14 protein-coding genes and 1 riboswitch are annotated in these 13,067 nt (G+C 71.3%); of the genes, 7 read left to right on the top strand and 7 right to left on the bottom strand.

Annotated features, from left to right (window positions below):
- Nucleotides 1-86 precede the first annotated feature (86 nt).
- The 6 genes from GL325_RS07415 to GL325_RS07390 form a co-directional block, all read right to left on the bottom strand.
- Nucleotides 87-290: a cold-shock protein gene (locus tag GL325_RS07415; protein ID WP_154596526.1), complete on the bottom strand. Its 204-nt coding sequence runs from the start codon at nucleotides 288-290 to the stop codon at nucleotides 87-89.
- A 99-nt stretch (nucleotides 291-389) separates the two neighbouring features.
- Complete coding sequence (locus GL325_RS07410) at nucleotides 390-668, bottom strand: MoaD/ThiS family protein (RefSeq protein ID WP_154596525.1); 279 nt, start codon at nucleotides 666-668, stop codon at nucleotides 390-392.
- A gap of 36 nt (nucleotides 669-704) precedes the next feature.
- The gene (gene thrC, locus GL325_RS07405; protein ID WP_255467060.1) at nucleotides 705-1,976 is read right to left on the bottom strand and encodes a threonine synthase; all 1,272 of its coding nucleotides are present in this window, start codon (nucleotides 1,974-1,976) and stop codon (nucleotides 705-707) included.
- A gap of 8 nt (nucleotides 1,977-1,984) precedes the next feature.
- A riboswitch (SAM riboswitch) is annotated at nucleotides 1,985-2,097 on the bottom strand.
- A gap of 89 nt (nucleotides 2,098-2,186) precedes the next feature.
- Nucleotides 2,187-2,960: a trehalose-phosphatase gene (gene otsB, locus GL325_RS07400; RefSeq protein ID WP_187769126.1), complete on the bottom strand. Its 774-nt coding sequence runs from the start codon at nucleotides 2,958-2,960 to the stop codon at nucleotides 2,187-2,189.
- 27 nt (nucleotides 2,961-2,987) lie between these two features.
- Nucleotides 2,988-3,572, bottom strand: coding sequence for a LytR C-terminal domain-containing protein (locus GL325_RS07395; protein WP_187769125.1), 585 nt, complete (start codon nucleotides 3,570-3,572; stop codon nucleotides 2,988-2,990).
- 1 nt (nucleotide 3,573) lies between these two features.
- Nucleotides 3,574-3,864 (bottom strand): DUF3263 domain-containing protein, encoded by a 291-nt coding sequence (locus GL325_RS07390; protein WP_154596521.1) that lies wholly within the window; start codon nucleotides 3,862-3,864, stop codon nucleotides 3,574-3,576.
- A gap of 110 nt (nucleotides 3,865-3,974) precedes the next feature.
- Between GL325_RS07390 and GL325_RS07385 the strand changes: the two genes are divergently transcribed.
- The 4 genes from GL325_RS07385 to GL325_RS07370 are packed head-to-tail and all read left to right on the top strand — an operon-like array spanning nucleotide 3,975 to nucleotide 8,738.
- A complete protein-coding gene (locus GL325_RS07385) occupies nucleotides 3,975-5,393 on the top strand; it encodes a trehalose-6-phosphate synthase (RefSeq protein ID WP_154596520.1) in 1,419 nt (472 codons plus the stop codon).
- On the top strand, nucleotides 5,390-6,703 hold the full coding sequence (locus GL325_RS07380; protein WP_187769124.1) for an MFS transporter: 1,314 nt from the start codon (nucleotides 5,390-5,392) through the stop codon (nucleotides 6,701-6,703). Before GL325_RS07385 ends, GL325_RS07380 begins: the two co-directional genes overlap by 4 nt.
- Nucleotides 6,693-8,102, top strand: a complete 1,410-nt coding sequence (locus tag GL325_RS07375) for an aspartate aminotransferase family protein (protein ID WP_187769123.1) — start codon at nucleotides 6,693-6,695, stop codon at nucleotides 8,100-8,102. Before GL325_RS07380 ends, GL325_RS07375 begins: the two co-directional genes overlap by 11 nt.
- A gap of 48 nt (nucleotides 8,103-8,150) precedes the next feature.
- On the top strand, nucleotides 8,151-8,738 hold the full coding sequence (locus GL325_RS07370) for a GNAT family N-acetyltransferase (protein ID WP_187769122.1): 588 nt from the start codon (nucleotides 8,151-8,153) through the stop codon (nucleotides 8,736-8,738).
- A 1-nt stretch (nucleotide 8,739) separates the two neighbouring features.
- Here the strand turns inward: GL325_RS07370 and GL325_RS07365 are convergent, their stop codons facing one another.
- On the bottom strand, nucleotides 8,740-9,939 hold the full coding sequence (locus tag GL325_RS07365; RefSeq protein WP_223111072.1) for an MFS transporter: 1,200 nt from the start codon (nucleotides 9,937-9,939) through the stop codon (nucleotides 8,740-8,742).
- A gap of 121 nt (nucleotides 9,940-10,060) precedes the next feature.
- Between GL325_RS07365 and GL325_RS07360 the strand changes: the two genes are divergently transcribed.
- The 3 genes from GL325_RS07360 to GL325_RS07350 are packed head-to-tail and all read left to right on the top strand — an operon-like array spanning nucleotide 10,061 to nucleotide 13,050.
- The gene (locus tag GL325_RS07360) at nucleotides 10,061-11,206 is read left to right on the top strand and encodes an MFS transporter (RefSeq protein WP_187411563.1); all 1,146 of its coding nucleotides are present in this window, start codon (nucleotides 10,061-10,063) and stop codon (nucleotides 11,204-11,206) included.
- The gene (locus GL325_RS07355; RefSeq protein ID WP_154596518.1) at nucleotides 11,203-11,874 is read left to right on the top strand and encodes a uracil-DNA glycosylase; all 672 of its coding nucleotides are present in this window, start codon (nucleotides 11,203-11,205) and stop codon (nucleotides 11,872-11,874) included. Before GL325_RS07360 ends, GL325_RS07355 begins: the two co-directional genes overlap by 4 nt.
- Nucleotides 11,875-11,883: 9 nt before the next feature.
- On the top strand, nucleotides 11,884-13,050 hold the full coding sequence (locus tag GL325_RS07350; protein ID WP_187411564.1) for an AI-2E family transporter: 1,167 nt from the start codon (nucleotides 11,884-11,886) through the stop codon (nucleotides 13,048-13,050).
- Nucleotides 13,051-13,067: the final 17 nt, after the last annotated feature.

Below are 13,067 nucleotides of genomic sequence, written 5' to 3'. Positions count from 1 at the left end.
TGGGTAGAAGTGGATCTAGCACTCTCACTATACGAGTGCTAATCACCACAACTCAAGCCACCCCGCACCGGGGCCGATCCAGCCCGTCAGTGCTGAGGCTGCACGTTCTCGGCCTCGCGTCCCTTCGGGCCGTCGACGACCTCGAGTTCGACGGTCTGACCGTCCTCGAGGGTCTTGAAGCCGTTGATCGCGATCTTCGACCAGTGGACGAACACGTCGTCCTGGCCGTCGACGGCGATGAAGCCGTACCCCTTGTCGGAGTTGAACCACTTGACGGTGCCATGCACCATGTGACCACCTGTTCTGCGCGAAAAGGCCCGCGGCCGGACCCACCTCCAGCGTATCGCCAGCCGTGGCCGCAGCGTGAATCGGATCCGGCGATCGGTGGCTCAGCAGCCGCCGGCGACCGCCGGGATGATCGAGATCTGCGTGCCGTCGACCGTGCGGGTGTCGAGACCGTCGGCGAAACGGACATCCTCCTCCGCCACGTACACGTTCACGAACCGGCGCAACTTGCCGTCCTCGTCGACGATCCGCGCCCGGATGCCGGGGTAGGTCGCCTCGAGCGACTCGATCACGGCGCTGAGGTTCTCGCCCTCGGCGCTGACCTGGGACTCGTCGTTCGTGTAGCTGCGCAAGATGGTGGGGATACGGACGGACACGGCCATGGGGTGCTCCTCAGAAGAAGGGGTGGGTCGGACGGATCAGGCGATGCCGGCCGCGGTGAAGGCGTCGTAGGTGGGGGCGATGGTCGCTCGCGGACCGACCGAGCCGGCGACGGCGTCGAGCGTCTTGAGGCCGTGGCCGGTGTTGATCACGACGGTCTCGAGCGACGGGTCGAGCTGCCCGGTCTCGACGAGCTTCTTCAACACGGCCACCGTGGTGCCGCCGGCGGTCTCGGTGAAGATCCCCTCCGTGCGCGCCAGCAGGACGATCGCGTCGCGGATCTGCTCGTCGTCGACCTCCTCGACGGCGCCCTGGGTGGCTCGCGCGATGTCGAGCACGTAGACGCCGTCGGCGGGGTTGCCGATCGCCAGCGACTTGGCGATCGTGTCGGGCTTGACCGGGCGGATCGCGTCGACGCCATCCTTGAAGGCGGTCGCGACGGGATTGCAGCCCCGGGCCTGCGCGCCGAAGATCCGGCAGGGCTTGTCCTCGACCAGCCCGAGCTCGACGAGCTCCCGGAAGGCCTTGTGCACCTTGGTCAGCTGCGAGCCCGACGCGACCGGGATGACCACCTGGTCCGGGAGTCGCCAGCCCAGCTGCTCGGCGATCTCGTAGCCGAGGGTCTTGGAGCCCTCGGCGTAGAACGGCCGGACGTTCACGTTGACGAACGCCCAGCCCGGGTCCTCACCGGCGATCTCACTGGCGAGCTTGTTGACGTCGTCGTACGTGCCGTCGACGGCCACGAGGTTGTCGGTGAAGATCGCCGAGTTGACCTGCTTGGGCGTCTCGAGGTCGCTCGGGATGAACACGACGGTGCGGATGCCGGCGCGGGCCCCGGCCGCGGCGACCGCGTTCGCCAGGTTGCCGGTGGACGGGCAGGCGAAGACCTTGCTGCCGAACTCGCGCGCGGCACTCAGCGCACAGGCCACGACGCGATCCTTGAAGGAGTTGGTCGGGTTGGTGCTGTCGTCCTTGACCCACAGTCGCGTCAGGCCCAGCTCGGCGGCGAGGTTGCGCGCGTCGAGCAGCCGGGTGAAGCCGGGCTCGAGGTTGGGGCTGGTCTCGATGTCGTCCGGCACGGGCAGCAGCGCCTTGTAGCGCCAGATGTTCGCGGGCCCGGCCTCGATCTGCTCGCGGGTGACGGTGCCGAACTCGTAGCCGATCTCGAGCGGACCGAAGCACTCGTAACAGGCGTAGTGCGGGCCGAGCTCGCGCGTCGCTCCGCACTCGCGGCACTTCAGGCACGTCGCCTTGCCGAAGGCGCCCTCACGCAGGGGGGTGGTGGTCTGGTCCGGGGTCGTGACGCTCACGAAGGCTCCATTCATCTCTCCGGGCCGGCGTTCGGCCACGGACGGAATTAGCACCTGGCCGGTGATCGGCTGGTTGCTGGGGCTTCGTCGGGCCGTGTCCCTCTGCCCCTCGGGATGAGTGGGTTCAGCGTAGGACGGCGTCTCACGATACGTCTACTACGTCCAAGTGATGAGACGGACGCGGTGAGGTGCGGCAGGCGCGGTGACCGGTCAGGCGGGCACGAGCGAGTCGGCCAACTCGTTCAGCCACGTCGCGACGGCGTCGGGGCCGTCGAGGACGACGTCCGCGAGCGGCACCAGCGCATCCTGCTCGGCCGAGGCCGAGCACACCAGCGTGACGTCGATGCCGTCGGCGCGCAACGCGAGTCCCTCCTCGAAGGCGGGGAGGTCGCCGAGGTCGTCACCGGCGTACATGACGATGTGGGGCTGCGTCGGCTCGATCGCCCGGCGCAGCGCTTGGCCCTTGTCCGAGCCCGACGCACGCAACTCGATGACCTGGCGACCCGGCTCGAGGTGCAGACCGACCTCGGCGGCGAGCGCCTCGATCTGGGGTCGCAACTCGTCGAGCAGACCCGGGGCGACCCCGCGGGTGTGCAGCGCGATGGCCAGTCCCTTGTCCTCGACACGGATCCGCGAGGCGCCATGGTCCTCGAGCCACTGCGGCAGGCAGTCGGCGAGGTCGGAGACGCCCTGCGGGCGGCTGGGGCGGCGGACCTGGCCGGTGGCCGCGTCCCAGCGCTCGGCTCCGTACTGCCCGAAGACGACGAGGTGCTCCAGACCGGGGCCCTCCTCGAACCGGCCGAGTCGGCGGACCTGGTCGACCGGGCGCCCGGTGATGATCACGATCGCGCCCAGCACGGGCCCGAGACGACGCAGGGCGTCCAGCGACTTCGGGTGGATGTACGCCGCCTCCGGGTCCTCCACGATCGGAGCGAGTGTTCCGTCGAAGTCGAGGGCCAGCAGCATCTGCCCCGGGTCGGTCATGTCCCCATTATGGCGCGGCACGAAAGCTCACCGGGGGCTGGCCAGCACGACGGTGAGCGACGACGAGGACATGTTCGCGGTGGCGGGCATGAGCCGGACGATGCCCAGGTCCTGACCCAGCAGCGCGGCCTCGGCCTGCTGTCCCGCGGGGAAGTAGACCGTGTCCTGTGGCACGCTGCCGCGCCAGTCGGAGACCGCCGCGACGTTCCAGCCGGCACCCCGGGCCTGCCCGGCGACCCGGGCGGCCAGACCGCCGATGCCGATCTGGTTGTAGACGCCGACCGCGATCGAGCGGGTCGCGGTGGGCTCGACGGTCGGCTCGGTCGTGGGCTCCGGCTTGGGCTTCTTCGTCGCCTTCGCCGTGGGCTCGGACTTCTCGGACTTCTGCGCCTTCGGCTTCTTGGTGGCCGTGGGCTCGGCGCTGGCGCCCTTCGACACCTCGGCGGACGCGGCCGGGGGGTCGTCGCTGCGGACGACGCTGATGATGGCCACACCCCCGAGAGCACCCAGGACGAGCCAGACGGCCGGCAGGACGATCAGCGACCACGTGGGCCGGGGACGGCCGAGGTCACGACGATCCTCGGGACGCTCGGGCTCGGGCTCGTGCTCCACCTCAGCGGTCGGAGCCGGTGCGGCGGGCCTGACGCTGGCGCTGACGCTGCGAGCGCAGGCGACGGAGCCGCTTGACGAGCAGGGGGTCGTGCGCGAGCGCCTCTTCGGAGTCGATCAGCGCGTTGAGGATCTGGTAGTAGCGCGTGGCGGTCATGTCGAACTTGTCGCGGATCGCCTGCTCCTTGGCGCCGGCGTACTTCCACCACAGCCGCTCGAGCTCGAGCATCTCGCGGTCGCGATCGGACAATGTGCCCTCGTGGACCACCGGGTCGTGACTCTCCACCGCTGCCATGGCTCGATGGTACCGGCGGAATCACACGGTTGTCATTCATGTCGGCGAATCGACGCCCGGACGCCCGTCAGTCCCACGCGCGTGCGCCCGTTCTCATCTAGGGTGGGCCCATGGCGCCCGAGCAGACCGACTTCCTCGTGATCGCCAACCGCCTCCCCGTCGACCGTCTCGTCGGTCCCGACGGCGAGGTGTCCTGGCGCAAGTCCCCCGGCGGCCTCGTGACCGCCCTCGAGCCCGTGATGAAGGTCAAGGGCGGAGCCTGGATCGGCTGGCACGGCGCGTCCGACGAGGACCTGCCCGAGTTCGTCCACGACGGCCTGCGCCTCGTCCCGGTCCCGCTGTCCGAGCAGGAGGTCGAGGACTACTACGAGGGGTTCTCCAACGGCACCCTGTGGCCGCTCTACCACGACGTGGTCGTCACGCCGGAGTACCACCGCGAGTGGTGGGACGCCTACGTCACCGTGAACCGGCGCTTCGCCGAGAAGGCGGCCTCGCTGGCCGCTCCGGGCGCGATCGTGTGGGTGCAGGACTACCAGCTCCAGCTCGTGCCCCAGATGCTGCGCGAGCTGCGGTCCGACCTGTTGATCGGGTTCTTCCTGCACATCCCCTTCCCCCCGACCGAGCTGTTCCAGCAGCTGCCGTGGCGTCGCCAGATCCTCGAGGGCCTGCTGGGCGCCGATCTCGTCGGCTTCCAGATGCCCGGCGGCGCCCAGAACTTCGCCCGGTTGGTCCGCCAGCGCGTCGGCCACCGCACCGTGAAGGACACCGTCTTCCTGCCCGACGGCCGCAAGGTCATCGCGAAGGCCTACCCGATCTCGATCGACGCGCGCGGGTTCGAGCAGCTCTCGCGCACACCCGAGGTGATCGCCCGGGCCCAGGAGATCCGCGACAGCCTGGGCAACCCGCGCCACGTCCTGATCGGCATCGACCGGCTCGACTACACCAAGGGCCTGCCCCAGCGCCTGCGTGCGTTCGGCGAGCTCGTCAGCGACGGCGTGATCGACGTCGACGACGCCGTGTTCGTCCAGGTCGCGACCCCCTCGCGCGAGCGGGTCCAGCAGTACCGCATCCTGCGCGACGACATCAATCGGCTGGTCGGCCGCATCAACGGCGACATGGGACGCATCGGCCAGCAGCCGATCCAGTACCTGCACGCGTCCTTCCCCCGCGAGGAGATGGCCGCGATGTACCGCGCTGCGGACGTCATGGTCGTCACCCCGCTGCGCGACGGCATGAACCTCGTGGCGAAGGAGTACATCGCCACGCGCTGGGACGACCGCGGCGCCCTGGTCCTGAGCGAGTTCGCCGGTGCCGCGGGCGAGCTCAGACAGGCCTTCCTGGTCAATCCCCACGACATCAACGGCATGAAGCAGGCGATGGTCGACGCGATGCAGGCCAGCCCCGTCGACCTGCGCAAGCGCATGCGCGCCCTGCGCAAGCAGGTCATGGAGAACGACATCGTGCGCTGGGCCAAGACCTTCCTCGACGAGCTGGCCGCCGTCCGCGACATCGAGCCCTCGGACGGGTGACGACGCAGCTCCCGGCGCGGGTCCGACGCGGCTATGCCCTCGGCAGCGTCGCGACGGGCACGTTCGGCACCGTGCCGGGCCTGCTGCTCCTGCCGTACCTGACCGACACGATCGGCATCGGGACGGCGCTGGCGGGCGTGCTGGTCTTCGCGCCCAAGGCGTGGGACGTCGTGCTCAACCCGATCGCGGGCCGGATCAGCGACCGCTCGCGGCACCCCGGGGGACGCCGCCGTCCGTTCCTCGTCCGGGCCGGCCTGACCCTGGCGGTGCTGTTCGCCGTCATGTTCGCCGGCCCCGCCGACCCGCAGGCGCTGGGCGCCGCCTGGGTGGCCGTGGCCTTCCTGGGCTGCGCGAGCGCCTACGCGTTCTTCCAGGTGCCGTACGTCGCGATGCCCGCGGAGCTGACCCTGGACTACGGCGAGCGGACGCGGCTGATGACCTGGCGGGTCGTGGTGCTCGCGCTCGCGATCCTGGTCTCGGGCGCCACCGCGCCGATCGTCGCCGACGAGTTCGGCCACGCCGCCATGGGTGCGTACGTCGGTGTCATCATCGCGATCGGCGTCCTGGGCTCCTGGTGGGGCACCCGCGGCGCCCCCGACCACCCCGGTGAGACCGCGACGGGAACGTTCTCCGACCAACTGCGGCTCGTCGGCGCCAACCCGGACTTCCGCGCCGTGCTGCTGACCTTCGTGGTGCAGGCCGCCGCCATCGGCACCGTGCTGGCCGGCGTCGCCTACGTCGCCGACCACCTGCTGGACAGTGCGGCGGCGAACACGCTGTTGTTCGTGGCCTTCGTCGGCCCGGCACTGCTCGTGACGCCGCTGTGGGAGCGGTACGCCGCCACGCGCGGCAAGCGCTCGGGATACGTCTTCGCCACCGGCTTCCTCATCGCCGGGATGGTCGCCCTGCTCAGCGCCCATGCCGGTTGGGTCGCCGTCACGTACGTCGCCGCGGCCCTCGTCGGCATCGGGTACGCGGGCGCCCAGGTGTTCCCCATGGCGATGCTGCCGGACGTCGCCGCCGACGATGCGCGACGCAGCGGCGCCAACCGGGTCGGCGTGTTCACCGGTGTGTGGACCGCCGGCGAGACGCTGGGCCTGGCCCTCGGTCCGGGCATCCTCGCCCTGGCGCTGACGGCCGGCGGCTACGTCTCGTCGACCGGCGGCGAGACCGTCACCCAGCCCGACAGCGCACGCCTGGCGATCGCCCTGGGCTTCTCCCTCATCCCCGCCACACTCACGGTGCTGAGCCTCGTGCTGCTGCGGGGCTACCGCCTGGACGACCGCCTCAGGAGCGCCGATGTCACCTGACCAGATTCTCGCCGAGCTGTCCGAGCGGCGCCGCCAGGACCTGCCCACGCACGGTGGCCGGACGCTGGCCTACGTCTACGACTCGGGCCTGGCTGCCGCCGACGAGGTCGGCCGTCAGGCGCTGGCGATGTACGCGTCGGCCAACGGGCTCGACCCCACCGCCTTCCCGAGCCTGCTGTCGATGGAGGCGGACCTCGTGGCGTTCGCGCGGACACACCTGCACGCGGGGGACGCGGTCGTCGGGACGGTCACGTCCGGCGGCACCGAGTCGATCCTGCTGGCGGTCCAGACCGCCCGGGACGCCGCCCGCGTCGAGCGACCCGCGATGGTCGTGCCCAGCACGATCCATGCCGCCTTCGCCAAGGCCGCGCACTACTTCGGTGTCGAGCTCGTCGCCGTGCCGGTCGGGGCCGAGCACCGTGCCGACGTCGCCGCCATGACCGAGACGATCGATCGCCTCGGGGACCGGGTCGTCCTGGTCGCGGCGTCGACACCCTCCTACGCCCACGGCGTGATCGACCCGATCGAGGAACTCGCCGCCGTCACGCGCGAGCGCGGCCTGCGTCTGCACGTCGACGCCTGCATCGGCGGCTGGATCCTGCCGTGGATGCCCGACGCGGCCCCGTGGGACTTCGCGGTGCCCGGTGTCACGAGCATCTCGGTGGACCTGCACAAGTACGCGTACACCCCCAAGGGCGTGTCCCTGCTGCTGCACGCCGACGCCGGGCTGCGACGGCCCCAGTTCTTCGCGTACGCCGACTGGCCCGGTTACACGATGCTCAACTCCACGATGCAGTCGACCAAGTCCGGCGGGCCGCTGGCCGCGGCCTGGGCGGTCGTCCGCCTCATCGGCTCCGAGGGATACCGCGAGCTGGTCGAGCACACGCTCACCGGCACGCGGGCGCTCGCCGAGGGGATCGAGGCCATCGACCACCTGCACCTGGTCGAGCGGCCGGACACCTCCCTGGTCGTCGTGGGCACCGACGACGCCGTCGACGTCTTCACCATCAGCGACCTGATGCTCGACCGCGGCTGGTTCGTGCAGCCCCAGATGCGCTTCGGGGACGAGCCGGCGAACCTGCACCTCACGATCTCGGCCGCCACCGCGGACTCCGTGCCGGAGTTCCTCACGGCGCTGCGCGAAGCGGTGGCCGAGGCGGCCGTGGCCGGTCCCGTCCGCATCGACCCCGCACTGGCCGAGGCCGCGGCGACCCTCGATCCGGACACGCTCGACGACGAGGCGTTCGACGGGCTCCTCGCCCTCGCCGGTCTCGCCGGTGGCGACGGTCAGGTCGCCGTGCCCGACCGGCTCGGTCCGGTCAACGCGCTGGTCGACGTCGCTCCCCCGCGGGTGCGCGAGGCACTCATGGTCGCCTTCCTGGACCGCCTCACGCGCTGAGCCGGCGCATCAGCGTGGCCAGGGTGACCGCGTGGCTAGGGTGACCGCGTGACAGATCCGTGGACGACGCCCGCGATCCTGACCGGATCCCTCGTGCGCCTCGAGCCCCTGACGATCGACCACGCGGCCGGGCTCGCCGCCGCCGGTGACGACGAGGCCGTGTTCGAGCACCTGCGCGGCTGGGACGCGATGGACGCCGACGTGGCCGCGCAGCGGATCGCTCGGACCCTGGCCGACCCGGCGCTCGTGCCGTGGGCGCAGGTCGACCTGCGCACCGGCGAGGTCGCCGGCATGACGTGCTTCTACGACGTGAGCCCTGCGATGAGGACCGCCGCGATCGGGCACACCTGGATCGGCCGGCGCTTCTGGCGCAGCGGGTTGAACACCGAGGCGAAACTGCTGCTGCTGACGCGCGCGTTCGACGAGCTCGGCTGCGTGCGGGTCGTGTGGCACACCGACATCCGCAACCAGCGCTCGCAGGACGCGATCGCCCGGCTCGGCGCCCGGCGTGAGGGCGTCCTGCGCAAGCACAAGCTGCGCGACGACGGATCGTGGCGCGACACCGTGACGTTCTCGATGCTCGACGACGAGTGGCCGACCGCCGCACAGCGGCTCCGGACCGCGCTCGAGCGCTGACTCAGACGGAGGAGGCGATCTTGGCCCTGCGCAGGACCCGCTGCGAGGCCAACGACAGCAGGAGCGCCGCCCCCATGGCTGCGATGGTGACGGTGAAGGCCGGGGTCGGACCCTCGGAGCCGAAGGCCCCGTCGGCGGCGCGGCCGGCGATCGACGCACCCGTCGCATAGCCCAGCCCCGTGGCGCCGGCCATGAAGGTCATCGCCGTCCCGATCCGTGCCGGAGGGACGATGAGACCCGCGAGGGCGAAGGCGCTGATCAGGTACGGCGCGACGGCGAAGCCCATCAACGCGATCACCGCGACCAGCTGCGGGATGGTGTGGACGAACATCAGCGGCGAGGCGAGCGCGAGCATCGCCCCGGAGGCGATCAGCATCCGGGTGGCGTACAGGACGCTGGCCGGCACCGCCGCCAGCGCGAAGGCAGCGACGACGCTCCCGATGCCGAGCACCGCGTGGATCAGGCCCGCCACGTCGGGGTGGCCCTGATCGGTGGCCAGCACCGTGGTGCCCGTCTGGATGCTGCCGAACAGCACGCCCATGAGGAACACGGCCGCGGCCAGCGACAGGAACGCCGAGGTCCACAGCCGGACGCCGTGCGTGGGCGCGTGCTCGCTGCCGCGCGGCACGAGCGCCGCCGTCCGGTGCGCGGCGAACCACGTGCCGAAGACCAGCAACAGGACCGCGGCGGCGAGCAGCGCCCCCTCGGCGCCGATGAGGACACCGAGGATGCCGACCAGCGCCGGGCCGAGCACGAACGAGGCCTCGTCGCCGGCGCCCTCGTAGGAGAACGCGAGATCGACGAAGCGGTCGACCTCGTCCTTGCGGATGCGGCCCTCGTTGACCCGCAGGGCCAGCACGGGCCGCCAGCGCACGCGCGCCAGCGGGCCGACCTGGGGCATGGCCAGACCGGTGAGCGCCGCGACGACGACGAGCACGGCCGAGGAGACCTCCTGGCCGGCGAAGAACACGATCGAGACCAGGCCCAGCGATCCGGCGACCGACTGGATGAGGACGACGGGGCGCTGACCGATGCGATCGGCGAGCGCGCCGAAGAACGGGGACCCGGCCGCGTTCGCGACCGCGAGGGCGCCGGCCGTGGCGCCGGCGATGCCGTAACGCCCCGTGGCCTGGGCGACCAGCAGCAGCACGCCCATCTGGCTCATCGCGAGCGGAATGCGTCCCAGGAAGGCCACCGTCACGAACGAGAGTCCAGCTGCGCCCCAGAGACGGCGGTAATCGGCGATCGCAGAATTCACAACCCGCCCATGCTACCGGGCCCGCCCACCCCGCACCGCGCACCGCGGCTCCTAGACTCGGCCCGTGGTGGAACCGACGTTGACCCGGGCCCGCGTGGCCACGTCCGCGGTGCTGTTCACCAACGGTTTCGTGCTGGGTGCCTGGATCGTGCACATCCCCGCGATCATGGACCGCACCGACATCTCGGCGGCCACGCTCGGGACGCTGCTGCTGTGGACGGGCGTGTGCGCCTGGGTCGCGATGCAGGCAGCAGGGTTCTTCGTCGACCGGACCGGCAGCGCCCGAGCCGTGGTGGTCGCACTGGTCGTGATGTGTCTCGCCATCGTGTTGCCCAGCCTGGCGACGAACGTGTGGACCCTCGCGGCCGGACTCGGCATCCTGGGTGCCGCCAACGGCGTCGTCGACGTCGCCCAGAACGCACAGGCCGTCACCGTGGAGCGGGCCTACGGCCGCCCGATCATGTCGTCGTTCCACGCGTACTTCTCCGCCGGCGGCCTGGCCGCGTCGGCGCTCGGTGGCGCGATGCTGGCGCTCGGCTCGCCGGTCCCGCTGGACTTCGTGGTGTTCGCGATCATCGGGCTCGTCCTCGTCGTCGCGGTGCGGCCGCACCTGCTCGACCACGACGTGCGCGACTCGCAGGACCGACCCGGCCGGCCCGCGTGGACCCTGCAGATCGTGCTGCTCGGAGCGCTGGCCTTCGCGCTCATGCTGGCCGAGGGCGTGGCCTACGACTGGAGCACCGTCCACCTGCGCGACGAGCTCGGCACCTCCGAGGCCCTCGCCGCCGTGGCCTACGGCGCGTTCAGCCTGACGATGTTCGTCTCGCGCCTGGTCGTCGACCGGATCGTCGCGGTGACGGGCGCCGGGACCTTCGTCCGATGGGCCTCGCTGCTGGGTGCCTGCGGCCTCACCATCGCGATCGTCGCCCCCACCCCCGCGATCGCCATCCTCGGCTGGGCCGTCGTCGGCATCGGGCTGGCCGGCTGCGTCCCCCAGTTCTTCTCGGCCGCCGGCAACGTCGATCCGCGTCACGGCGCGGCGATCATCGCCCGCGTCACCGGCATGGGCTACGTGGCGCTCCTGAGCGGACCCTCGATCATCGGTCTGCTGACGCACTGGGTCCCGCTGACCACGGCCTTCCTCGTCCCCCTCGCCCTGTGCCTCGTGGCCAGTGCCCTCGCCCCTCGCGCCCTCGGGAGCCGCCGATGAGCCTCGATGACCTGATGGCGCCGGACTGGGCCGAGGCGATGGAGCCCGTCAGCGAGCAGATCGCCACCATGGGTGAGTTCTTGCGCGCCGAGGTGGCTGCGGGAAACAGCTACCTGCCGGAGCCGGACGCGATCTTCCGCGCCTTCCGCACTCCCCTGGCCCAGGTGCGGGTGCTGGTCACCGGACAGGATCCGTACCCCACGCCGGGACACGCGATGGGCCTGTCCTTCTCGGTCCGGCCCGACGTGCGGCCGCTGCCGCGCAGCCTGGTCAACATCTACACCGAGCTGCAGGCCGACCTCGGCATCGAGCCGGCGGCCCACGGCGACCTCTCCGCCTGGGCCGACCAGGGCGTCATGCTGCTCAACCGCGTCCTGACCGTCCGGCCCGGCGAGGCGGCGAGCCATCGCGGCAAGGGCTGGGAGTCGATCACCGACCGGGCGATCGCCGCGCTGGTCGAACGCGGTGGTCCGCTCGTCGCGATCCTGTGGGGTCGCGACGCCCAGGCACTGGCCCCACGGCTGGGCGACGTCCCCCGGATCGAGTCGCCTCACCCCAGCCCGCTGTCGGCCTCCCGGGGGTTCTTCGGCTCCCGCCCGTTCAGCCGCGCCGACGACGCGCTCCGGAAGCAGGGTGCACAGCCGGTCGATTGGCGCCTCCCCGGCTAGGGTGGCGGCGTGAGCGAGACACGCATTCGCGACCGGGCCGTCATCATCGATCAGGGCTTCGGCGTGGTCCAGCGCTGGGGCATCCGCCTCGTCGTGATCGCGGCCGCCCTGTACGTCCTCGGTTGGGCGGTCGGACACACGTGGGTGATCTGGTTCCCGGTCGCCCTGGCGATCCTGTTCGCGACGGTCCTCGGCCCGCCGGCCAAGGCCCTGCGCGACCGCGGGGTGCCGGCCGCCGCCGCTGCGGGACTCGTGCTGCTGGCCTTCCTGGCCGCGCTCGGATTCCTGTTCTCGATCCTCATCCCGCAGCTGATCGACGAGGCGCCCCAGATCGCCGACCGCGCCGCGAAGGGCGTCGGCGAGGTGCAGGAGTGGCTCCTCAACGGCCCCCTGCCCGTGGAGTCGAACCAGATCAGCAACGCGCTCGACTCGATCGAGGACTGGCTGCGCAACAGCGCCGGTGACATCAGCAGCGGCGTCCTGTCCACGATCGGCGTCGCCACGAACGTCGTCGTCAACACCGTCCTGGTGCTGATCCTGACCTTCCTGTTCATCAAGGACGGCCACCGCTTCCTGCCCTTCGTGGAGCGCCTCGGCGGCCACCGCGTCGGCGGCCACCTGCGTGAGCTGCTCTACCGGGCGTGGAACACCCTGGGCGGCTTCATCCGCACCCAGGCCCTCGTCTCGCTGATCGACGCCGTGCTGATCGGCACCGCGCTGCTGGTCGTCGGCCAGCCGCTGTGGGTGCCGTTGGCGCTCATCACCTTCATCGGCGGGTTCATCCCGATCATCGGTGCCTTCGCCAGCGGCGCGATCGCCGTGCTGGTCACGCTCGTGACGAACTCGCCGCGGGACGCCGTGATCGTCCTGATCGTGATCGTCGCCGTGCAGCAGCTCGAGGGCAACGTCCTGTCGCCGATGCTGCAGGGCAAGAGCATGAACCTGCACCCGGCGGTCGTGCTGATGGCCGTCACCGCCGGCGGCTCGATGTTCGGCATCACCGGAGCGTTCCTGGCGGTGCCCGTCACGGCCACGGTCGCCGAGATCCTGCGCTACGCCAACGAGCGGATCGACGCGGCCCTGACGGCCGGCGGCGACCCCGTGGCGCTCACCTCGACGACCCCGGCGTCAGACCCGCCGGACGACCCCGACCCGGGGACCGGCCGACCACTCTGAGAGGCCCCGAATCGACC

It is taken from the genome of Aeromicrobium sp. 636 (assembly GCF_024433585.1).
Classification (GTDB): Bacteria; Actinomycetota; Actinomycetes; order Propionibacteriales; family Nocardioidaceae; genus Aeromicrobium; species Aeromicrobium senzhongii.
The sequence above is the reverse complement of the archived record's forward strand: the minus strand, read 5'-3'. Positions and strand labels throughout refer to the sequence as shown.

What these genes read in the sequence shown, in the direction of transcription:
- GL325_RS07415 (WP_154596526.1), bottom strand. Translation starts at nt 290, where the DNA reads ATGGTGCATGGCACCGTCAAGTGGTTCAACTCCGACAAGGGGTACGGC.
- GL325_RS07410 (WP_154596525.1), bottom strand. Translation starts at nt 668, where the DNA reads ATGGCCGTGTCCGTCCGTATCCCCACCATCTTGCGCAGCTACACGAAC.
- otsB (WP_187769126.1), bottom strand. Translation starts at nt 2,960, where the DNA reads ATGACCGACCCGGGGCAGATGCTGCTGGCCCTCGACTTCGACGGAACA.
- GL325_RS07390 (WP_154596521.1), bottom strand. Translation starts at nt 3,864, where the DNA reads ATGGCAGCGGTGGAGAGTCACGACCCGGTGGTCCACGAGGGCACATTG.
- GL325_RS07385 (WP_154596520.1), top strand. Translation starts at nt 3,975, where the DNA reads ATGGCGCCCGAGCAGACCGACTTCCTCGTGATCGCCAACCGCCTCCCC.
- GL325_RS07375 (WP_187769123.1), top strand. Translation starts at nt 6,693, where the DNA reads ATGTCACCTGACCAGATTCTCGCCGAGCTGTCCGAGCGGCGCCGCCAG.
- GL325_RS07355 (WP_154596518.1), top strand. Translation starts at nt 11,203, where the DNA reads ATGAGCCTCGATGACCTGATGGCGCCGGACTGGGCCGAGGCGATGGAG.